Origin of the sequence: Pseudomonas sp. M2 (genome assembly GCF_015751845.1) — a bacterium.
Taxonomy (GTDB): domain Bacteria; phylum Pseudomonadota; class Gammaproteobacteria; order Pseudomonadales; family Pseudomonadaceae; genus Aquipseudomonas; species Aquipseudomonas putida_E.
Map to the genome: position 1 here is coordinate 2,064,461 of NZ_JADOUD010000001.1, position 19,994 is coordinate 2,084,454.

The 19,994-nt window shown below is 63.5% G+C and carries 17 protein-coding genes; 6 read left to right on the top strand and 11 right to left on the bottom strand.

Translation table 11 applies throughout. The features are described from left to right. Positions 1-126: 126 nt before the first annotated feature. Positions 127-1,518, top strand: a complete 1,392-nt coding sequence (locus tag IWW33_RS09585) for an L-cystine transporter (RefSeq protein ID WP_174141032.1) — start codon at positions 127-129, stop codon at positions 1,516-1,518. Between the two features lie 34 nt (positions 1,519-1,552). Here IWW33_RS09585 and IWW33_RS09590 read toward each other — a convergent pair whose 3' ends face one another. After that, the gene (locus IWW33_RS09590; protein ID WP_115273350.1) at positions 1,553-2,068 is read right to left on the bottom strand and encodes a dihydrofolate reductase; all 516 of its coding nucleotides are present in this window, start codon (positions 2,066-2,068) and stop codon (positions 1,553-1,555) included. A 56-nt stretch (positions 2,069-2,124) separates the two neighbouring features. Between IWW33_RS09590 and IWW33_RS09595 the strand changes: the two genes are divergently transcribed. Continuing rightward, entirely contained in the window at positions 2,125-3,516 is a 1,392-nt protein-coding gene (locus tag IWW33_RS09595; RefSeq protein ID WP_174141033.1) for a DUF2868 domain-containing protein, read from the top strand. Beyond that, positions 3,509-4,873: a GTPase/DUF3482 domain-containing protein gene (locus IWW33_RS09600; RefSeq protein WP_125923622.1), complete on the top strand. Its 1,365-nt coding sequence runs from the start codon at positions 3,509-3,511 to the stop codon at positions 4,871-4,873. Before IWW33_RS09595 ends, IWW33_RS09600 begins: the two co-directional genes overlap by 8 nt. Before the next feature lie 74 nt (positions 4,874-4,947). Here IWW33_RS09600 and IWW33_RS09605 read toward each other — a convergent pair whose 3' ends face one another. From IWW33_RS09605 to IWW33_RS09625, 5 genes are all read right to left on the bottom strand, one after another. Beyond that, positions 4,948-5,973, bottom strand: a complete 1,026-nt coding sequence (locus IWW33_RS09605) for a putative 2-aminoethylphosphonate ABC transporter substrate-binding protein (RefSeq protein WP_046787015.1) — start codon at positions 5,971-5,973, stop codon at positions 4,948-4,950. A gap of 30 nt (positions 5,974-6,003) precedes the next feature. Then, the gene (locus IWW33_RS09610; RefSeq protein ID WP_125923621.1) at positions 6,004-7,728 is read right to left on the bottom strand and encodes a putative 2-aminoethylphosphonate ABC transporter permease subunit; all 1,725 of its coding nucleotides are present in this window, start codon (positions 7,726-7,728) and stop codon (positions 6,004-6,006) included. 1 nt (position 7,729) lies between these two features. After that, the gene (locus tag IWW33_RS09615) at positions 7,730-8,788 is read right to left on the bottom strand and encodes a putative 2-aminoethylphosphonate ABC transporter ATP-binding protein (RefSeq protein ID WP_046787013.1); all 1,059 of its coding nucleotides are present in this window, start codon (positions 8,786-8,788) and stop codon (positions 7,730-7,732) included. 117 nt (positions 8,789-8,905) lie between these two features. Continuing rightward, a complete protein-coding gene (locus IWW33_RS09620) occupies positions 8,906-9,775 on the bottom strand; it encodes a LysR substrate-binding domain-containing protein (protein ID WP_046787012.1) in 870 nt (289 codons plus the stop codon). Positions 9,776-9,875: 100 nt separating this feature from the next. Beyond that, entirely contained in the window at positions 9,876-12,134 is a 2,259-nt protein-coding gene (locus tag IWW33_RS09625) for a heavy metal translocating P-type ATPase (protein ID WP_174141034.1), read from the bottom strand. A gap of 82 nt (positions 12,135-12,216) precedes the next feature. Between IWW33_RS09625 and cadR the strand changes: the two genes are divergently transcribed. Then, on the top strand, positions 12,217-12,660 hold the full coding sequence (cadR, locus tag IWW33_RS09630; RefSeq protein WP_119688108.1) for a cadmium resistance transcriptional regulator CadR: 444 nt from the start codon (positions 12,217-12,219) through the stop codon (positions 12,658-12,660). A gap of 41 nt (positions 12,661-12,701) precedes the next feature. Here cadR and IWW33_RS09635 read toward each other — a convergent pair whose 3' ends face one another. Genes IWW33_RS09635 through IWW33_RS09645 form a run of 3 tightly spaced genes read right to left on the bottom strand, consistent with a single transcriptional unit; the run spans position 12,702 to position 15,331 of the window. Then, entirely contained in the window at positions 12,702-13,673 is a 972-nt protein-coding gene (locus IWW33_RS09635) for a thymidylate synthase (protein ID WP_174141035.1), read from the bottom strand. Between the two features lie 49 nt (positions 13,674-13,722). Beyond that, complete coding sequence (gene lgt, locus IWW33_RS09640) at positions 13,723-14,532, bottom strand: prolipoprotein diacylglyceryl transferase (protein WP_046787008.1); 810 nt, start codon at positions 14,530-14,532, stop codon at positions 13,723-13,725. Positions 14,533-14,548: 16 nt separating this feature from the next. After that, positions 14,549-15,331, bottom strand: coding sequence for a sulfite exporter TauE/SafE family protein (locus IWW33_RS09645; protein WP_174141036.1), 783 nt, complete (start codon positions 15,329-15,331; stop codon positions 14,549-14,551). Positions 15,332-15,460: 129 nt separating this feature from the next. Between IWW33_RS09645 and IWW33_RS09650 the strand changes: the two genes are divergently transcribed. After that, positions 15,461-16,207, top strand: coding sequence for an NRDE family protein (locus IWW33_RS09650; protein WP_174141037.1), 747 nt, complete (start codon positions 15,461-15,463; stop codon positions 16,205-16,207). 114 nt (positions 16,208-16,321) lie between these two features. On the opposite strand, the gene ptsP is transcribed toward IWW33_RS09650, so the two are convergent. Both ptsP and IWW33_RS09660 read right to left on the bottom strand, forming a co-directional pair. Beyond that, the gene (gene ptsP / locus IWW33_RS09655) at positions 16,322-18,601 is read right to left on the bottom strand and encodes a phosphoenolpyruvate--protein phosphotransferase (protein ID WP_046787005.1); all 2,280 of its coding nucleotides are present in this window, start codon (positions 18,599-18,601) and stop codon (positions 16,322-16,324) included. 22 nt (positions 18,602-18,623) lie between these two features. Next, positions 18,624-19,103, bottom strand: a complete 480-nt coding sequence (locus IWW33_RS09660) for an RNA pyrophosphohydrolase (protein WP_003249017.1) — start codon at positions 19,101-19,103, stop codon at positions 18,624-18,626. Positions 19,104-19,244: 141 nt separating this feature from the next. On the opposite strand from IWW33_RS09660, the gene IWW33_RS09665 reads away from it, so the two are divergent. Next, positions 19,245-19,901, top strand: a complete 657-nt coding sequence (locus IWW33_RS09665; RefSeq protein ID WP_115273343.1) for an HAD family hydrolase — start codon at positions 19,245-19,247, stop codon at positions 19,899-19,901. Positions 19,902-19,994 lie beyond the last annotated feature (93 nt).

Genomic DNA, 19,994 nt, shown 5'->3' on the forward strand with positions numbered 1-19,994 from the left:
TGTTATTCCATAAACGACTAAGCAAATTACCTTTGGGTATAAATTCGTTTGTTTTCAGGCTGTTAGCATTTCCGTTCGCAATCGCTCACAGAGGCGATGCCTCTTCTGCTTTTTCCTGGAGCTTCAATGAACCTGCCGCTGTCTCTCAACCTGCTGGTGTTCCTGGCCTTGCTGCTGGGCCTGGCGCAAACTCGCCATACCGACTGGAGCCTGGCCAAGAAAGTCCTGCTCGGCCTGGCATTGGGTGTGGGCTTCGGCCTGGTGCTGCACACCATCTACGGTGCTGGCCACCCGGTACTGAAAGCCACCATCGGCTGGCTGGACCTGGTCGGCAACGGCTATGTCGGCTTGCTGCAGATGATCGTCATGCCGCTGATCTTCGCCTCGATCCTCAGCGCCGTAGCCCGCCTGCACAACGCCTCCGCGCTTGGCCGCATCAGCGTCCTGACCATCGGCACACTGCTGCTGACCACTGCCATCGCTGCGCTGATCGGTATCGCCCTGACCAATCTGTTCGGCCTGAGTGCCGAGGGGCTGGTGGCAGGCGTACAGGAAAGCGCACGCCTGCAGGCCATCCACAGTGACTATGCCGGCAAGGTCGCCGACCTCAACATCCCGCAACTGCTGCTTTCGTTCATCCCAAGCAATCCGGTAGGCGACCTGGCACGGGCCAAGCCGACCTCGATCATCAGCGTGGTGATCTTCGCCGTGTTCGTCGGGCTGGCCGCGCTGCAGCTGATCAAGGATGACTCCGAGAAGGGCGCACGCGCCCTCTCGGCCATCGATACACTGCAGGCCTGGGTAATGCGCCTGGTGCGCCTGGTGATGAAGCTGACCCCGTACGGCGTGCTGGCGCTGATGACCAAAGTGGTGGCCAGCTCTAACCTGGACGACATCCTCAAGCTCGGCAGTTTCGTCGTCGTGTCGTACATCGGCCTGGGCCTGATGTTCGTGGTGCACGGCATCATCCTGGCCGCAACCGGCGTCAGCCCGCTGCGCTTCTTGCGCAAGGTATGGCCGGTGCTGACCTTCGCCTTCACCAGCCGCTCCAGCGCGGCGAGCATCCCGTTGAACATCGAGGCGCAGACCCGTCGCCTGGGCGTACCACAGTCGATCGCCAGCTTCAGCGCCTCGTTCGGTGCAACCATTGGCCAGAATGGCTGCGCCGGGCTCTACCCGGCCATGTTGGCGGTGATGGTGGCCCCGGCAGTGGGTATCGACACCTTCGACCCGCTGTGGATCGCGACCTTGGTGGCCATCGTGACCTTGAGTTCCGCTGGCGTTGCCGGCGTGGGCGGCGGTGCGACCTTCGCAGCGCTGATCGTGCTGCCAGCGATGGGGCTGCCGGTCGAGCTGGTGGCACTGCTGATTTCGGTTGAGCCGCTGATCGACATGGGCCGAACGGCCTTGAACGTGAACGGCTCGATGACGGCGGGCGTGGTGACCAGCCAGTTGTTGAAAGAAACCGACAAGGATGTGCTGGCCGGCGAAGAGCATGCCGAGCTGAGCCAATCCTGATATAGACGGGGCTGCTTGCGCAGCCCCAACCACTTCAAGACTTGTCCCACACCTCGAAGTGATACGCAGGCTTGTCCGCTTCTGCCTGCGGCTCACTCGATGCCAGCTGCCACTGCGCCTTGTCGAACTCCGGGAACCACGCATCCCCTTGCGGCGAAAGCTCCACCCGGGTCAGATACATACGGTTCACCAAGCCCTTTTCCAGGGCCTGAGCGTACAACTGTGCGCCGCCGATCAGCATCAGTTCGTCAACACCCTGCTCACGTGCCCACTGCTCAGCGCGCTCCAGCGCATCTTCGAGCGAAGCGAACACTTCGGCCCCGGCCAGCACCAAGCCGGCCTGACGGCTGACCACGATGTTCAGGCGCCCCGGCAGCGGCCTGCCCAGCGAGTCCCAGGTCTTGCGGCCCATGATGATCGGCTTGCCCAAGGTGGTGGCCTTGAAATATTTGAAATCCCCCGGCAAGTGCCAGGGCATGGTGTTGTCGATGCCGATGACGCGGTTCTCGGCGAGGGCCGCAATCAGGCTGAGGGGGAGTGAAGTAGTCATGCCGGCGAGGATAGCAAACCCATGGTGGGTTATGCTTGCGCCCTGAACCGTGTGCAATGGAATACCCTGTGACTGGACATACTCCACTGGACAAGCGCTGGCTCACCGAAGCGGTGCGCCTGCGCGAGGAACACGCCGGCCCCCTGGAGGATCAGGAAGCCAACCGCCACGCCCGCCAGCAGGGCGGCGACCTGGCAGCCCGCATCGAAGCGCGCGCACTGTTCCTGGCCGAACGGGATGGCATGACCACTGCCCTGCAGCACTGGAAACAAGGCGCACGCCTGGCCCTGCTGGCGTTGCTGCTGTTGGCCATACTCAGCGGCGCGGGCCTTGCCTTTGCCGCCCTCGGCGATGGCCTGCGCCCGGTCAACGTGTTCTGGGCGCTGGGCAGCCTGCTCGGGCTCAACCTGCTGATGCTTCTGGGCTGGGCCGCCGGGCTGGCCTTGAGTGGCGAACATGGCGCCAGCCTGGGACGGCTGTGGCTCTGGCTGAGCGAACGCTTCGCGCGCGACGCCAAGGCCGTACACCTGGCGCCAGCACTGCTGGTGCTACTGCAGCGCCAGCGCCTCAACCGCTGGTTGCTTGGCCTGCTCGTACACAGCTTGTGGCTGACGGCCATGCTCAGTGCGCTGACACTACTGCTGGTGTTGCTTGCCACCCGGCGCTACGGCTTCGTCTGGGAAACCACCCTGCTCGCCCCCGAGCCCTTCATCACCCTTACCCAAACGCTTGGTGCCCTGCCCTCATTGCTCGGCTTTGCCGTGCCGGACGAGGGCATGATCCGCGCCAGCGGCGACACCCAGCTTGCCGTTGATATCGCCCGCCAGGCCTGGGCCAGCTGGCTGCTGGGCGTAGTGTTGGTTTATGGCCTGCTGCCGCGCCTGCTGTTGGCTGGCTTGTGCCTTTGGCGCTGGTACCAAGGTCGCCGACGCCTGGCCCTGGACCTCAGCCTGCCCGGCTATGCCCAACTGCGCGATGCACTGATGCCCCGCAGCGAACGCATTGGTGTGCAGGACACCGCCCCCGAAGCGTTGCCACAGTTCCAGGCAGGTCAACTGGAAACCGGCAGCAGTGGAGCCTTGCTGGTCGGCCTCGAATTGGACGACCAGCGCCCATGGCCGCCTGCGCTGGCCAAGGGGGTGACCGACGCCGGCGTACTCGACAGCCGGGAATCGCGCAACCGGCTGCTCGAGCAGCTGAGCCGCTTCCCTCCTGCACGCCTGGCCATCGCCTGCGACCCCCGCCGCTCACCTGACCGCGGCAGCCTGGCACTTCTGGCAGAGCTGGCACGCAATGCCGGTGCCACGCGCATCTGGTTGTTGCAGGCTGCCCCAGGCCAGGTCCTGGACGCCGAGCGCCTGGGGGACTGGCATGAAGCCCTCGACCGCCTGGGCCTGCCCCACGCCGACACCGCCCCCATGAGCTGGCTGGAGCATGGCCATGACTGAGCCCCTGAAACTGGCCGTGGTCGGCCACACCAATGTCGGCAAGACCTCGCTGCTGCGCACCCTGACCCGCGATGTCGGCTTCGGTGAGGTGTCTCATCGCCCGAGCACCACCCGCCACGTCGAGGGCGCGCGCCTTTCGGTGGACGGTGAGCCGCTGCTTGAGCTCTACGATACCCCCGGGCTGGAAGATGCCATTGCCTTGCTCGACTACCTGGAACGCCTCGAACGGCCGGGCGAGCGCCTGGACGGCCCGGCACGGCTGGAGCGCTTTCTGCAGGGCAGCGAAGCACGCCAGCGCTTCGAGCAGGAAGCCAAGGTGCTGCGCCAGTTGCTGGCAAGCAATGCCGGCCTGTATGTGATCGACGCGCGCGAGCCGGTGCTGGCCAAATACCGCGACGAACTGGAGGTGCTGGCCAGTTGCGGCAAGCCATTGCTGCCGGTGCTCAACTTCGTCGCCAGCAGCCAGCATCGCGAACCTGAATGGCGCGAGGCCCTGGCCCGCCTCGGGCTGCATGCGCTGGTAAGGTTCGACAGCGTTGCGCCCCCTGAAGACGGCGAGCGCCGCCTTTACGAGAGCTTGGCATTGCTGCTGGAAGACGCCCGCCCCGCCCTGCAGCGGCTGATCGACGACCAGCAGGCACAGCGGCTGGCCCGCCAGCACAGCGGTAAACGGCTGATCGCTGAGCTGCTGCTCGACTGCGCAGCATGTCGGCGCAGCGTCGAAGCTGAACCAGCGGCTGAAGCCAAGGCCATCGAGGCCTTGCGCCAGGAGGTGCGCCAGCGAGAACAGCGCTGCGTCGAAGCGCTTCTGAAGCTCTACGGTTTCCGTCGCGAAGATGCCAATGCCGGTGACCTGCCGCTGTTGAACGGGCGCTGGGGCGATGACCTGTTCAACCCCGAAACCTTGAAGCTATTGGGCGTACGCCTGGGCAGCGGCGTGGCGGCAGGGGCTGCGGCCGGCGCGGGGGTCGACTTGCTGGTCGGTGGCCTTACGCTCGGTGCTGCCGCCTTGGCCGGAGCCATTGCCGGCGGAGCCCTGCAGACTGCACGCAACTATGGCGCACGGTTGATGGGCAAACTGAAGGGCCAGCGCGAGCTGACGGTGGACGATACGGTGTTGCGGCTATTGGCGTTGCGTCAGCAACAGTTGATGGCAGCACTGGATAGCCGCGGGCATGCAGCACAGAACAGTATTCGCCTGAATGAGCCGGACGAGAAAACCTGGCGTGAAGGCAAGCTTCCCGAGGCGCTGAGCAAAGCGCGGGCGCATCCGCAGTGGTCGACGCTCAATCCGGGAGCGCGAGTGAACCAGACTGAGCGGCAGGAACAGCTGGAAGCACTGGTATTGCAGATTTGAGCTATCCGATCCAGCCTGATCGCGGGTAAACCCGCGCCCTCAGGTTTGGCGTTGCCAACCTGAGGGCGCAGGCCTTACTGCTGCGCCACCTTCTCCGACTTGCCGTCATAACGCTTGCGCCACTCGGCCAGGATCTGGTCGCGGTTCTTCGAAGCCCAGGCAAAGTCGTTCTTGATCAGGCGCTGCTCGTAGTCCGCAGGCAGCTCGGTTTGCGGTTTGGCAATACCCGGGGCAGCGAGTACAGCGAAGTTCTCTTTGTACAGTTCCATGGCCGCAGGGCTTGCCGAGAAATCCGCCAGCCGCTTGGCGGCATCAGCCTTCGGTGAACCTTTGATCACTGCAGTCGCCTCGATCTCCCAGCCCAGGCCTTCCTTGGGCAGGACGATATCCAGTGGCGCGCCCTGGCGCTTGAGCTGCACCGCCGGGTACTCGAAGGAGATACCGATCGGGAACTCCCCTGCCGCTGCCAGTTTGCAAGGCTTGGAGCCGGAATGGACGTACTGGCCGATGTTCTGGTGCAGCGCGTCCATATAGGCCCAGCCCTGAGGCTCGCCAAAGGTCTGCAGCCACGCGCTCACATCCAGGAAACCGGTACCGGACGACGCCGGGTTCGGCATCACGATCTTGCCCTTGTACTCCGGCTTGGTCAGGTCCTGCCAGCTCACCGGTTTGCTCAGGCCCTGCTTCTGGGCCTCGATGGTATTGAAGCAGATCGTCGCGGCCCAAACGTCCATGCCAACCCACGCCGGAGGGTTGGCGGCGTCACGGTAGTTGGCGGAGATCTTGCCCAGGTCTTTCGGTGCATAGGCTTCGAGCATGCCGTTCTGGTCGAGAATGGCCAGGCTGGAAGCCGCCAGCCCCCACACCGCATCGGCCTGCGGGCGCTCTTTCTCGGCCAGCAGCTTGGCAGTGATGATGCCGGTGGAGTCACGCACCCACTTGATTTCGATGTCCGGGTTGGCCTTTTCGAAGGCCTGCTTGTAGGTCTTGAGCTGCTCGGCTTCCAGGGCGGTGTAGACGGTCAGCTGCGTAGTGGCGGCCGAAGCCTGCAGGCTGAATACAGCGGTCACGGCAGCGGCAAGTGCGAGGGGCTTGAACATGATGCGTTTCCTGTCAGTGTGGGCAGTCGGTCAATGGCCGGGAGCGCGCTGGCGCCAGGCCTGGGAGCGGCGCAGCAGGCCGCGGGAAGCGCCGGCCAGCAGCAGCGATGCAGCCGCACTGGTCAGCAGGATCAAGGTCGACATGGCGGCAGCGCCGCCGACATTGCCGGCATCGTCCATGTTCAGCACGGCGACGGCGGCCAGGATGGTGTCGGGGCTGTACAGGAAGATTGCCGCCGATACCGTGGTCATGGCCGAGACGAACAGATAACGGATGATGTCCAGCAGTGCGGGCAGGCAGATCGGCACGGTCACCCGCACGAAGTGCTTGTACAACGGCGCCTTGAGCGACAGCGCGGCGGCCTCGAACTCGCCATCGAGCTGGCGCAACGCCGTGGTTGCGGTCATCTGCGCAGTGGTCAGGTAGTGGGCTATGGTGCACACCACCAACAGCCCCATGCCGCCGTAGAACACGTGCAGTGGGTTGCCATTGAGGTTGAAGAAGAAGACATAGCCCAGGCCCAGCACCAACCCCGGTACCGCCATGGGGATGAAGCTGAGCAGGCGCAGGGCCTGGTTGAGCAAACGCTGGCCCTGGGTTTTCTCCATCAGGTAGGCACCGGCAAAGATCACCATGCTGCCGATCAGCGCGGTGCCGATGGCCATGGTCACGCTGTTGCGATAGGCCAGCCAGCCACCGCCGGCGGTGTCTTCGAACATGTAGTGCTTGAACGACAAGGTCAGGTTGTAGGGCCAGAAGGTCACCAGTGACGAGTACACCGCCATGCCGATCACGCCCACCAGCACCGTGCATACCAGCAGGACGATCACCAGATAGCAGGCATCACGCCCGGGCGACGGCTTGGGTTCGAATACCTGGGCACGACCACTCATAGCCTCGCCCTGGCGGCGACGCAGCCAGGCATCGACCGCAAAGCTCAGCAATGCCGGCACCAGCAGCACCATGCCGATCAATGCACCCCGGCCGAACTGCTGCTGGCCGACGACCGCCTTGTAGGCCTCGAGCGCCAGCACCTGGTAGTCGCCACCGACAACCACCGGTACACCGAAATCGGTGATGGTCAGGGTGAACACCAGGCAGAACGCCGCGAACACCGCCTGGCGCGTTGCCGGCCAGGTAATGCTGCGAAACGCCCGCGACGCCCCGGCCCCCATGCTGGAGGCGGCATCGAACAACCGTGCATCGGCCAGCGACAAGGCCGACAGCAGGATCATCAGCGCATGCGGGAAGGTGTAGATGGCCTCCCCCAGGACAATGCCCCAGAAGCCATAGATGTTGTCACTGAGCAACCCGCGCAGCAGGCCTTGGTTACCGAACAGGTAGACCAGGGCAATCGCCGGCAACATCGACGGTGCCAGCAGTGGCAGCAGCGAGATACCCCGCCACAGCCCCTTGGCCGGGATCAGCGTGCGCTGCAAGGCATAAGCGAACAGGTATGCCAGGGGGACCACGATCGCGGCAACCGTGAAGGCAACCGACAAGCTGTTGCCAAGCAGCCAGTGGAAGTTGTCGCTGGCAAACAGTTCCCGGGCCGCCAGCAGACCGCCACCCTGGCCGGCATCGCCGCTGAAGCCGCGCCAGAAGATCGCCAGCAACGGCATCAGCACCGCCAGCAACAGCAAGGCCAGCAGCAGGCACTTGCCACCGACGACGAACAGCCGATCACCGAATGCAACATCATTGCGCGCTGTGTGCTTGGGCTGGGCCAGCGGCAAAGGCATGGGCGCGGCCATCTCAGGCAAACACCTGCAGGCTCTGCGGCGGCAGGGCCACCCAGATGTCCTGCGAGCCCAAGTGTGGCATGGCTTCTGGCGCCAGTTCGGCGAGCAGCGGATGGCCCGGCAGGGCCTTGAATTCAAAGCTCATGCGGCAGCGGTTGCCAAGGAATGTGATTTCGCGGACCTTGGCCGGGAACAGGTTTTCTTCATGCACCACCGGGTTGACAGTGATAGCCTCCGGGCGGCAGAACAACCGGCCGCTGCTGGCCCGCGGCGCACCCGCTGCCAGGCGCATGCTCATGGCGCCCACCTGGGCATGGCTGTCGCCAGTACGCTGAAACGGCAGCCAGTTGCCCTGGCCAACGAACTCGGCAACGAACGGCGTGGACGGCTGATCGTAGATTTCCTGAGGGGTGGCGTACTGCTCGACCTGGCCGTTGTTCATCACCGCAATGCGGTCGGCCATCAGCATGGCTTCGTCCTGGTTGTGGGTGACCATCAGCGTGGTGATACCCAGTTGACGCTGCAGCTGTCGAAGTTCGGTACACAGGTGCTCACGCACACGCGCATCCAGCGCCGACATAGGCTCGTCGAGCAACAGCAGCGAAGGCGACGGGGCCAGGGCACGGGCCAACGCAACCCGCTGCTGTTGCCCCCCGGACAATTGCCCGGGGTATTTCTTTTCACTGCCGGCCAGGCCTACCAGGTCCAGCATCTCGGCTACGCGCTGGCGGCTTTCTTCACGGCCACTGCGGTTCAGGCCGTAGGCAATGTTGGCTTCGACGGTGAGGTTGGGGAACAGCGCGTAGGATTGAAAGAGGATGCCGTAGTCACGGGCCTGTGGGGGCAATTCGCTGATGTCACGCTCACCGATGTACAACTCGCCACGGTCTTGGCGTTCCAGCCCTGCGATGCAGCGCAGCAGGGTGGTCTTGCCGCAGCCGGAAGGGCCGAGCAGGCAAACCAGCTCGCCGGCGGCGATGTCCAGGGAGACATCGTTCAACGCCGTGAAGGCGCCGAAACGCTTGTGGATACCGCGCACTTTCATTTGTGCGCCCGGGGTGGCGTGGTTCATGGCAAAGCCTCATCGAGCAGATGTGGCCATGCTAGAAAGGCTGTGCGAAGGTTCTGTGGCGGCGAGGCAAAAGCGGGCGATAGTGGTATAGGCAGATTTTGTAGTGACGTTGCAGGTTCAGAACTGCGACCCCACCACTTCCTGCGCCACCCCGAGGAAGGCTGCCGGCAACCGGGCCTGGCGTCTTTCCTTAAGGCAGTACAGGTACTCATGCATCACCGGCGCATCTTCCAGTGTCAGCACCCGCAGCTCCGAGTTGTGCGGCACCTCGTGCCGGGCGATCACACTGATGCCGATATTGCGCAGCACCGCCTCACGGATCGACTCGCGGCTGCCGATTTCCAGCACCGCTTCGGCCTTCACCCCAGCGCCGTGCATCATTTCTTCGGTGAGCTTGCGCGTGGTCGAACCTTTCTCACGCATCAGCAGGCATTGCCCTGCCACCACCTCGATAGACACCACCTGACGCTGCGCCAGCGGGTGATTGCGGTGCACCGCCACCACCAGCGGGTCAGTGCCCAGCACGCGCCTCACCAGGCGAGCATCCTCCACCAACTGTGACGAGGCGGCGAGATCGACGCGGTAGTCCTCCAGCATCTCCAGCACCTGCTGCGAATTACCGATCTCCACGGCCACGCCCACCTGTGGCAAGCGCTCACGGAAGATCTTCACCAGATCGAGTATGTAGTACGGCGCAGTGGCAGCGATGCGCAGGTTGCCTTGGGCATGGCCGCTGTTGCGCAGCTCGAACTCGATGTCGGCTTCCTGTTGCAGCAGCGCCTTGACCATTGGCAGCAGGCGCACGCCCTCCTCGCTCAGTACCAGGCGCCGGCCGCCGCGGTAGAACAGCTCCACCGCGTACTGGCTTTCGAGGTTGCGGATCTGGGTGGTCACCGTCGGCTGGCTGAGGCCAAGCTTCTTCGCCGCCAGTGTGATGCTGCCCAGGCGGGCCACCATGTAGAAGGCTTTGAGCTCGGCACTCAGCATTGCTGGGCTCCGCAGCCGCAAAAGCAGCCGTAAGCAGAGGCAGCGCTGTGTAGTTTCATAAGTCTCGATTCCACCTCGATCAGCTTGTAGCTTGCAGCTGCTACTTGCGCAAAAGGCGCAGGCCGTTGAACACCACCAGCAGGCTTACGCCCATGTCGGCGAACACCGCCATCCACAGCGTGGCCATGCCGGCAAAGGTGATTGCCAGGAAGATGGCCTTGATGCCCAACGCCAGCACGATGTTCTGCTTAAGGATCGCCGCACTTTGCCGCGACAGCCTGACGAAGGCCGGGATTTTGCGCAAGTCGTCATCCATCAGCGCCACATCGGCGGTCTCGATGGCGGTGTCGGTACCGGCAGCCGCCATGGCGAAACCGATCTCGGCACGGGCCAGCGCCGGCGCATCGTTGATGCCATCACCGACCATGCCAACCCGGTGCCCCTGGGCGTAGAGCTGCTCGATCGTGCTCAGCTTTTCGGCAGGGAGCAGGTTGCCTTCGGCGCGGTCGATACCGACCTGGGCAGCGATGGCCTGGGCGGTATGGGGATTGTCGCCGGTAAGCATGACAGTCTTGATGCCCAGCGCGTGCAGCTCGGCGATAGCCTCACGGCTGCTGTCCTTGACCGTGTCGGCAACGGCAAACAGCGCCAGCGGGCCAGAGCGGTCGAGCAACAGCACCACGGTCTTGCCTTGGCGCTCGAGTTGGTCCAACTGTGCGTCGAGCTGCGGTGAGCACAAGCCCAGCTCTTCGACCAGACGATGGTTGCCCAGGTGATAGGTTTCGCCATCGATGTCACCACGCACACCGCGCCCCGCCAAGGCAGCGAACGCGCTGACCTCACTCAGGGCCAGCCCCTGCGCCCTGGCCAACTGGGCGATGGCAGCCGATACCGGGTGGTCTGAGCGCTCGGCCAGGCTTGCCGCCAGTGCCTGGGCGCGGCCTTCGAACAATGGGTCTAGCACCTTGGTATCGGTCTGCACCGGCTTGCCGTGGGTGAGAGTGCCAGTCTTGTCCAGGGCCAGGAAGTCCAACTTGCGGCCCCCTTCCAGGTACACCCCCCCCTTGATCAGGATGCCCTTGCGCGCCGCAGCCGCCAGGCCACTGACAATGGTCACCGGGGTGGAAATCACCAGGGCACATGGGCAGGCCACCACCAACAGCACCAAGGCGCGGTAGACCCAGTCGAACCAGGCGCCGGCCATGAACAGCGGCGGGATGAGCGCTACGGCCAAAGCCAGAGCGAACACCACAGGCGTGTAGATGCGCGAGAAGGTATCGACGAAACGCTGGGTAGGCGCTCGAGCGCCCTGCGCCTGCTCCACGGCCTTGATGATACGGGCCAATGTGGAATGCCCTGCCACTGCAGTTACCCGGTACTCCAGGGCGCCGGCCTGGTTGATGGTGCCGGCGAACAGCTTGTCGCCAGGGGCCTTGTCCACAGGCAGGCTCTCGCCGGTGATCGGCGCCTGATCAACGCTGGATTGCCCACTGACCACTTCACCGTCCAGGCCGATACGCTCACCGGGGCGTACCCGCACGAGCGCACCGATCGCTACGTGGCGCACCTCGGCCTCACACCATTGGCCGTCGGCCTGCTGTACCGTGGCCATGTCCGGCGTAAGCTGCATCAGGCCACTGATGGCATGGCGCGCACGGTCAAGTGAACGTGCCTCGATCAGTTCGGCGATGGTGAACAGCACCATGACCATGGCCGCCTCAGGCCACTGGCCGATCAGCACGGCACCGGTCACGGCAATGCTCATCAGCGCGTTGATGTTCAGGTTGCGGTTTTTAAGGGCAATCCAGCCCTTCTTGTAGGTGCCCAGGCCACAGCCAAGGATCGCTGCCAGCGCCAGCGCGGCTACCACCCACTCGGGCGCCAGCGCGCTGAAATGGATGATTTCAGCGGCGATCGCCGCGATGCCGGACAATGCCAATGGCCACCAGCGAGTCTTGGCTGGCGCGGGTGCGACTACGCCACCCTCATCCTCTACAGCCAGCGGTTCTGCCTTCATGCCCAGGCTTTCGATGGCCCGCTCGATCTCAGCAGTGCCATCCAAGGTATGGCGCACGCCCAGCACGCGGTTGATCAGGTTGAACTCCAGCTGCTCGATGCCGGACAGCTTGCCGAGCTTGTCCTGGATCAAGGTCTGTTCTGTCGGGCAGTCCATGGCTTGTATGCGAAAACGGCTGAGCCGGGCCTGGTCACTGGCCTTTTCGCTCAATTGCACAAACGCAGGCGCCGCACTGGAACCGCAGCAACTATGCGCATGTGCGTCGTGGCAATGGCTTTTACCGGCGTTGACGTGGTCATGGTCATGGTCATGCACGTGTTCGTGGCTGACAGGCTGGTTCATGGGGTCATCCTTAGTGAGCACCTGTTGCCAAGTGAACACCCTGTAGCCACTATAGGGTCAAGCCACCTGATGGAGAATCGCCATGAAAATCGGAGAACTGGCCAAAGCCACCGACTGTGCGGTGGAGACCATCCGTTATTACGAGCGTGAGCAGCTACTGCCAGAGCCAGCGCGTACCGACGGTAATTACCGGCTGTACACCCAGGCCCATGTCGAGCGGCTGACCTTTATTCGCAACTGCCGCACCCTGGACATGACCCTGGACGAAATACGCAGCCTTTTGCGCCTGCGCGATAGCCCGGCGGGCTCATGTGGCAGCGTCAATGCGTTGATAGACGAACATATCGAACACGTGCAGGCGCGGATCGATGGCCTGGTGGCATTGCAGGAGCAACTGGTGGAGTTACGCAGACGGTGCAGTGCGCAGGGAGAGGAATGCGCGATCTTGCAGCGTTTGGAGGTGAACGGAGCCGTATCCGTGCCGGATACCGAGCATTCGCACGTGGGGCGTAGCCACGGGCATTGAAGCCGCTGGGGCTGCTGCGCAGCCCTGGGCATTTGCGTGAATCAGACCGCCATCGGCGCCGTCATCGGTGCATGGTGCTCATAGCCTTCCAGGCTGAAATCGCTCGGTTCGATCTTCTCCAGCCACTCCGGCTCGTACTTGCCCGTCTCGGCGAACGCAGGCACGCGGTTGCTGATCACCAGCTTCGGCGCTTCCAGCGGCTCGCGCTTGAGTTGCTCGTTAAGCATGTCCAGATGGTTTTCGTACACATGGGCATCGCCAATGAAGTACGTGAACCAGCGCGGCGTATAGCCCGTCAGGCGGCCGAACAGCGACAGCAGCGCCGCACCTTCGGTGAGGTTGAACGGTGTGCCCAGGCCCAAGTCATTGGAGCGGATGTAGAGCGTCAGGGAGATTTCCCTGGTCTGGACATTGGGGTGGAACTGGTACAGCAGGTGGCACGGCGGCAGTGCCATTTCGTCCAGCTGCGCGCAGTTCCAGCCATGGAACAGGATGCGCCGGCTGCCTGGGTCGTTGGCTATGGTGTCCAGGCACTGACGCACTTGGTCGATGGCCTTGTACAGCACGACGAACGCCTGGCCATCTTCCTCGTCCTGGGCAATCCTGCGAAAGCCCGCTTTTTCGGCCATTTCGATCGCTGCCGGGTTGCTCAGCGGGATGCGCTTGTAGCCCGGCCACTGGCGCCACTGCACACCGTAAATCTCGCCGAGGTCGTCATGGCCCTGGCGGAACGGGTTGGCCAGCCACTGGGCGTTCTCGTTGGCGTTCTGATCCCACACCTTGCAGCCCAGTTCGCGGAATTCACCCGCGTTCTTCACGCCACGCAGGAAGCCGACCATCTCGCCGATGGCAGACTTGAATGCCAGCTTGCGCGTGGTGATGGCCGGAAAGCCCTTTTGCAGATCGAAGCGCAGCATGGCGCCCGGCAGGCTGATGGTGCGGATGCCCGTGCGGTTTTCCTGCAGCGTGCCGTTTTCGATGACGTCACGGACCAGGTCCAGATACTGTTTCATGGCTTACCTGTAGCAAGAACGGCAGGGGGATCGCCCCTGCCGTTGGGAATCAGATGGCGGGTTTCGCCGTGGGTTTGCGATTATAAGCCCACCAGATCAATCCGAGGCCGGCCAGAATCATCGGGATGCAGAGTATCTGACCCATGGTCAGCCAGCCCCAGGCAATGTAGCCCAGCTGGGCATCCGGCACGCGGACGAATTCGACGATGAAGCGGAAGATGCCGTAGAACAGGGCGAACATCCCGGAAACCGCCATGGTCGGGCGCGGCTTGCGCGAGAACAGCCAGAGGATCGCGAACAACGCCACGCCTTCCAGGGCGAACTGGTACAGCTGCGATGGGTGGCGCGGCAGCTGGGCCGGGTCGCTGAACGGCGGGAAGATCATCGCCCACGGCACGTCGGTCGGCTTGCCCCACAGTTCGGCGTTGATGAAGTTGCCGATACGCCCTGCCCCCAGGCCAATCGGCACCAGCGGTGCGACGAAGTCCATCAGTTCGAAGAATGACTTGTTGTTGCGCTTGCCAAACCACAAGGCCGCCAGCATCACGCCGATGAAGCCGCCGTGGAACGACATGCCACCCTTCCATACCTCGAAGATCAACGTCGGGTTGGCCAGGTAGGCGTGCAGGTCGTAGAACAGCACATAACCCAAGCGCCCGCCGACGATCACCCCCATCGACAACCAGAACACCAGGTCAGAGAGCTTTTCACGCGACCAGGTGGGGTCGAAACGGTTGAGCCGGCGCGAGGCGAGCAGCCACGCGCCACCAATGCCGATCAGGTACATCAGGCCGTACCAATGGATTTTCAGCGGCCCGAGCGCAACGGCCACGGGGTCTATCTGCGGGTAAGGCAGCATGGATATTCCTCTGGTTTCAAATCAAAAAGCTCAGACCTACGCTAAACAGCAGCGCGGCGAACAAACGCTTGAGCAGACGGGGCGACAACTTGTGCGCCAGCCGCGCGCCGAAGCGGGCGAAAAACATGCTGGTCACGGCAATGCCGACCAGCGCTGGCAGGTACACGAAGCCCACGCTATGGGCTGGCAGATGCTCATCGTGCCAACCCAGCCACATGAAACTCAGGGCGCTGGCCACGGCAATCGGCAGGCCGCAGGCCGAAGACGTGGCCACCGCCTGCTGCATCGGCAGGCTGCGCCAGGTCAGGAATGGCACGGTCAACGAACCACCGCCGATGCCGAAGATCGCCGAGGCCCAACCGATCACGCCACCGGCACCGATCAGTGCGGGCTTGCCGGGAATGCCGCGGCTGGCCTTGGGCTTGAGGTCCAGTGCCATCTGCGCGGCAATGATCAGCGCGAATACGCCGATGATCTTCTGCAACAGCGGGCCCTGGATAAGCGAAGCCGTCTTCGCGCCCACCCCGGCGCCCAGCAGGATACCCACGGTCATCCAGGCGAAGATCGGCCACTGCACCGCGCCCCGACGATGGTGCTCGCGCACGGCATTGATCGATGTGAAGACGATGGTTGCCAGCGAGGTACCCACCGCCAGGTGAGTGAGCACCGAAGCGTCGAAGCCCTGCAGGGTGAAGCTGAACACCAGCACCGGCACGATGATGATGCCGCCGCCCACGCCGAACAGCCCGGCCAGCACGCCGGCACAGGCGCCCAGAAGCAGATAGAGTGCGAACTCCATTCGTCGTCCCCGAAAAAACAATCCGGCATGGTAACGGAAGCCGGGCTCGGGGCTCTAGTGAACTCTGTGACAGGATGGATCGGCGCCGCCGCAGCGGGTAGAGTGGCAAAAAACCCAGAGGCCCAACCTATGTGCCTGATCGTATTCGCCTGGCGGCCAGGGCATGCCCTGCCGCTGATCGTGGCGGCCAACCGCGACGAGTTCTATGCCCGGCCCACGCAGGCGCTGGCAGCCTGGGAAGATGCGCCCGGCGTGCATGCAGGGCGTGACCTGGAGGCCGGTGGTACCTGGCTGGGCGTGGGGCCGCAGGGGCGGTTCGCCGCGCTGACCAACATTCGCGACCCAGGGCAGCCGTTGGGCCCCCGCTCACGCGGCGAGCTGGTGGCGGCATACCTGCAGGGTGAACTTGGGGTCGAGGCCTATCTGGACCAGGTCGCCAGCCGCAGCAAGCAGTATTCGGGGTTCAACCTGCTGGTGGGCGATGGTGTGCGCCTGGGGTATCTGCACGCTCGAGACGCGGCGCCGCGCTTGCTGGCGGCTGGGGTGTATGGGCTTTCCAATGCCGGGCTGGATACGCCGTGGCCCAAGCTGGTCAAGGCGCGCGACGGGCTGGAACGGTTACTGGGGTCAGCAGACCCACAGCGTTTGATGGCGTTGCTGGCCGATGGTGAGACGGCGCCTGAGGCAGAGCTGCCGGAAACTGGCGTGGGGGTGGCGACAGAGAAGCTGCTGTCGAGTGTGTTTATTGCCAGCCAGAATTATGGGACGCGGGCCAGTACGGTGCTGATCGTGGATGATCAGGGTAAAAGACGGCTTGTCGAGCGCAGTTTCGGGCCTTTTGGGGGCCACCTGGGGGAGGTTGAGCTTTGGGTTTGAGGGCCATGGGGCTGCTTTGCAGCCCTTTCGCGACACAAGGCCGCTCCTACCAGGGTCGCGTCGCCTGTAGGAGCGGCCTTGCGTCGCGAAAGGGCCGCAAAGCGGCCCCAGAATTCACAGGGTCTTGTTGGCCTCTGGCCCGATCATCCGCGCCAGCCCCAGGTTCTTCAGCGCCAATTGCAACGAGCTGTGGATAACCTGCGGGTTGTCATGGCTCAGGGCATCGGCCAGCAGCTCCTTAGCCTTGCTCATGTTTATCTGGCGCAGCATCCACTTCACCTTCGGCAGGTTGGTGGCGTTCATCGACAAGCTGTCGAAGCCCATGGCCATCAACAGGACCGCTGCTGCCGGATCACCGGCCATCTCGCCGCAGATACTGACTGGCTTGCCCTCGCCATGGGCATCACGCACCACGGTGTTCAAGGCTTGCAGCACTGCCGGGTGCAGGTAGTCGTAAAGGTCGGCAACCCGCGGGTTGTTGCGGTCCACTGCCAGCAGGTACTGGGTCAGGTCGTTGGAGCCTACCGAAAGGAAATCCACCTGACGCGCCAGCTCCTTGGTCTGGTAAACCGCGGCCGGGATCTCGACCATCACGCCAACCGGTGGCATCGGCACGTCCGTGCCTTCGTCACGCACCTCGCCCCAGGCGCGGTGAATCAGGTGCAGCGCCTCTTCCAGTTCGTGAATGCCGGAGATCATCGGCAGCAGAATGCGCAGGTTGTTCAGGCCTTCGCTGGCTTTGAGCATGGCGCGGGTCTGGACCAGGAAGATTTCCGGGTGGTCGAGGGTCACGCGGATGCCACGCCACCCCAGGAACGGGTTTTCTTCCTTGATCGGGAAGTAGGACAGCGCCTTGTCCCCGCCGATGTCGAGGGTACGCATGGTCACCGGCAGCGGGTGAAACGCCGCCAACTGCTCGCGATAGATGGCCAACTGCTCTTTTTCGCTGGGGAAGCGCTGGTTGATCATGAACGGCACTTCTGTGCGGTACAGGCCCACCCCTTCGGCGCCCCGCTGCTGGGCACGGGCCACGTCGGCAAGCAGGCCGGTGTTGACCCACAGCGGCATGCGATGACCGTCCGGGGTGATGCAAGGCAGTTCGCGCAACGCATCCAGGCCCTGGGCCAGCTGACGCTCTTCTTCGACCACCTCGCTGTATTGCTTGCGCAGCACGTCGCTGGGGTTGGTGAACACCTCGCCCTTGTAGCCATCGACGATCAGCTCGATACCATCGACCTTGGAATACGGCAGGTCGACCAGGCCCATCACCGTCGGGATACCCATGGCACGGGCCAGGATGGCAACGTGGGAGTTGCCCGAGCCCAGCACCGAGACCAGGCCCACCAGCTTGCCTTCCGGCACCTCACCCAGCATCGCCGGGGTCAGTTCCTCGCTGACCAGGATGGTGTTGTCGGCATACACCAGCGATTGCGAACGGGCTTGCTGGAGGTAGGCCAGCAGACGGCGACCGAGGTCTTTCACGTCCGAGGCGCGTTCGCGCAGGTAGTCGTCGTCCATCAGTTCGAACCGGCTGACGTGCTCGCCGACCACCTGGCGCAGGGCGCCCTGGGCCCACTGGCCGGTCTTGATGACGTCAGTCACCTCACCGCCGAGGGCTGCGTCCTCAAGCATCATCAGGTACACGTCGAACAGCGCGCGTTCTTCCGGGCGCAACTGGGTGGCCAGTTTGGCCGAAAGCTTGCGCATGTCGGCGCGCACGCCCTCGAGGGCGTTGTGGAACAGTTTGAGTTCAGCGTCGATGTCTTCGACCGTCTTGTCCGGCACCACCTCAAGGTCGGCAGGCGGCAACATGACCACGGCTCGGCCGACGGCAGCACCCGGCGAGCCTGGTACGCCGACGAAGCGCGCTTCCTGGATGCCCTTGCCCTGGCGGCCCAGGCCACGAATCGAGCCGGTGGCCTCGGCGTGAGCGATAACCCCGGCGAGTTGAGCGCTCATGGTGACCAGGAAAGCTTCTTCACCCTCGTCGAACTGGCGGCGTTCTTTCTGCTGAATGACCAGCACGCCGACCACACGACGGTGGTGGATGATCGGTGCACCCAGGAAGGACGCGAAACGCTCCTCGCCCGTTTCAGCGAAGTAGCGGTAACGTGGGTGATCAGCGGCGTTTTCCAGGTTCAGCGGCTCTTCCCGGGTACCGACCAGACCAACCAGGCCTTCGTTGGGGGCCATGCTGACCTTGCCGATGGATCGCTTGTTGAGGCCTTCGCTGGCCATCAACACGAAGCGGTTGGTTTCCGGGTCGAGCAGGTAGACCGAGCAGACCTGGCTGCCCATGGCCTCCTTGACGCGCAAGACAATGATCCCCAACGCCGTCTTGAGATCTTTGGCGGAGTTCACTTCCTGGACGATCTTGCGCAGCGTATTGAGCATGGCTCGGGGTCGAACTCCGTCGTCAGTCGCGCGTCAAAAGACGCGGTGCTAGCTCTTTCAGGGCGCGGCGATACACTTCACGCTTGAAGGTCACCACCTGGCCCAGCGGGTACCAATAGCTGACCCAGCGCCAGCCATCGAATTCAGGCTTGCCGGTCAGGTCCATCCGCACCCGTTGCTCATTGCTCACCAGGCGCAGCAAAAACCATTTCTGCTTCTGGCCGATACACAGCGGTTGGCTGTGGGTACGTACCAGACGCTGGGGTAAACGATAACGCAACCAGCCGCGGGTGCAGGCAAGAATTTCCACATCATCGCGTTCAAGGCCAACTTCTTCGTTCAGCTCGCGGTACAGGGCATCTTCCGGCGTCTCGTCAGGGTTGATACCACCCTGAGGGAATTGCCAGGCATCCTGGTTGATCCGCCGAGCCCATAGCACCTGCCCGGCATCATTCGTGAGAATGATCCCGACATTTGGGCGAAAACCATCCGGGTCGATCACGGCAGCAACCTCGCAAACGCATGTCACCGCATTGTTCCACAAAGCCTGCGAGCGCAGCAACGCGCCCGCCACGCTTATGTGCAGCGAGGTGAAAACTCCGTATTCTGCGGGCCTTCCCTATGGCTGACGCGAGTAACCGCAATGCGCCTGGCTTTATTCGACCTGGACAATACCCTCCTCGGTGGCGACAGTGACCACGCGTGGGGTGATTACCTGTGCGAACGGGGGATTCTTGACCCGATCGCGTACAAACAACGCAACGATGCCTTCTACCAGGATTACCTGAACGGCACCCTCGACCTGCAGGCCTACCTGGCCTTTTCCATGGAAATCCTCGCAGCCACCGAACCCGCCCAGCTCGACCAATGGCACCGCGAATTCATGCGCGACTGCATCGAGCCGATCATCCTGCCCAAGGCCCTGGCCCTGCTGCAGCAACACCGTGAGGCAGGCGACCAACTGGTAATCATCACCGCCACCAACCGTTTCGTCACCGCGCCGATTGCCCGCCGCCTGGGCGTTCGCACGCTATTGGCGACCGAATGCGAAACACGCGATGGCCGCTATACCGGGCGCAGTACCGATATACCGTGCTTCCGTGAAGGCAAGGTGACGAGGCTGGAACGCTGGATGCTGGAGAACGGGTTCGACCTGCAAGACAGCTACTTCTATAGCGACTCGATGAATGACTTGCCGCTGTTGCAGCGGGTGTCACATGCTGTCGCGGTGGACCCGGACCCTAACCTGCAGGCTGAGGCTGAGCGGCGCGGGTGGCCGGTGATTTCGCTTAGGGACTGAGCCTTTTTGGGGCCGCCTTGCGCCCCATCGCTGGCAAGCGCACAAGGTATGTAGCTGGCTCGCCGGCGATGGGCTGCAGAGCGGCCCGGCCAG

Excerpts from the sequence above, each read along its gene's own strand:
- IWW33_RS09585 (WP_174141032.1), top strand. The coding sequence starts at position 127 with ATGAACCTGCCGCTGTCTCTCAACCTGCTGGTGTTCCTGGCCTTGCTG.
- IWW33_RS09590 (WP_115273350.1), bottom strand. The coding sequence starts at position 2,068 with ATGACTACTTCACTCCCCCTCAGCCTGATTGCGGCCCTCGCCGAGAAC.
- IWW33_RS09595 (WP_174141033.1), top strand. The coding sequence starts at position 2,125 with ATGGAATACCCTGTGACTGGACATACTCCACTGGACAAGCGCTGGCTC.
- IWW33_RS09600 (WP_125923622.1), top strand. The coding sequence starts at position 3,509 with ATGACTGAGCCCCTGAAACTGGCCGTGGTCGGCCACACCAATGTCGGC.
- IWW33_RS09605 (WP_046787015.1), bottom strand. The coding sequence starts at position 5,973 with ATGTTCAAGCCCCTCGCACTTGCCGCTGCCGTGACCGCTGTATTCAGC.
- IWW33_RS09610 (WP_125923621.1), bottom strand. The coding sequence starts at position 7,728 with ATGGCCGCGCCCATGCCTTTGCCGCTGGCCCAGCCCAAGCACACAGCG.
- IWW33_RS09615 (WP_046787013.1), bottom strand. The coding sequence starts at position 8,788 with ATGAACCACGCCACCCCGGGCGCACAAATGAAAGTGCGCGGTATCCAC.
- IWW33_RS09620 (WP_046787012.1), bottom strand. The coding sequence starts at position 9,775 with ATGCTGAGTGCCGAGCTCAAAGCCTTCTACATGGTGGCCCGCCTGGGC.
- IWW33_RS09625 (WP_174141034.1), bottom strand. The coding sequence starts at position 12,134 with ATGAACCAGCCTGTCAGCCACGAACACGTGCATGACCATGACCATGAC.
- cadR (WP_119688108.1), top strand. The coding sequence starts at position 12,217 with ATGAAAATCGGAGAACTGGCCAAAGCCACCGACTGTGCGGTGGAGACC.
- IWW33_RS09635 (WP_174141035.1), bottom strand. The coding sequence starts at position 13,673 with ATGAAACAGTATCTGGACCTGGTCCGTGACGTCATCGAAAACGGCACG.
- lgt (WP_046787008.1), bottom strand. The coding sequence starts at position 14,532 with ATGCTGCCTTACCCGCAGATAGACCCCGTGGCCGTTGCGCTCGGGCCG.
- IWW33_RS09645 (WP_174141036.1), bottom strand. The coding sequence starts at position 15,331 with ATGGAGTTCGCACTCTATCTGCTTCTGGGCGCCTGTGCCGGCGTGCTG.
- IWW33_RS09650 (WP_174141037.1), top strand. The coding sequence starts at position 15,461 with ATGTGCCTGATCGTATTCGCCTGGCGGCCAGGGCATGCCCTGCCGCTG.
- ptsP (WP_046787005.1), bottom strand. The coding sequence starts at position 18,601 with ATGCTCAATACGCTGCGCAAGATCGTCCAGGAAGTGAACTCCGCCAAA.
- IWW33_RS09665 (WP_115273343.1), top strand. The coding sequence starts at position 19,245 with ATGCGCCTGGCTTTATTCGACCTGGACAATACCCTCCTCGGTGGCGAC.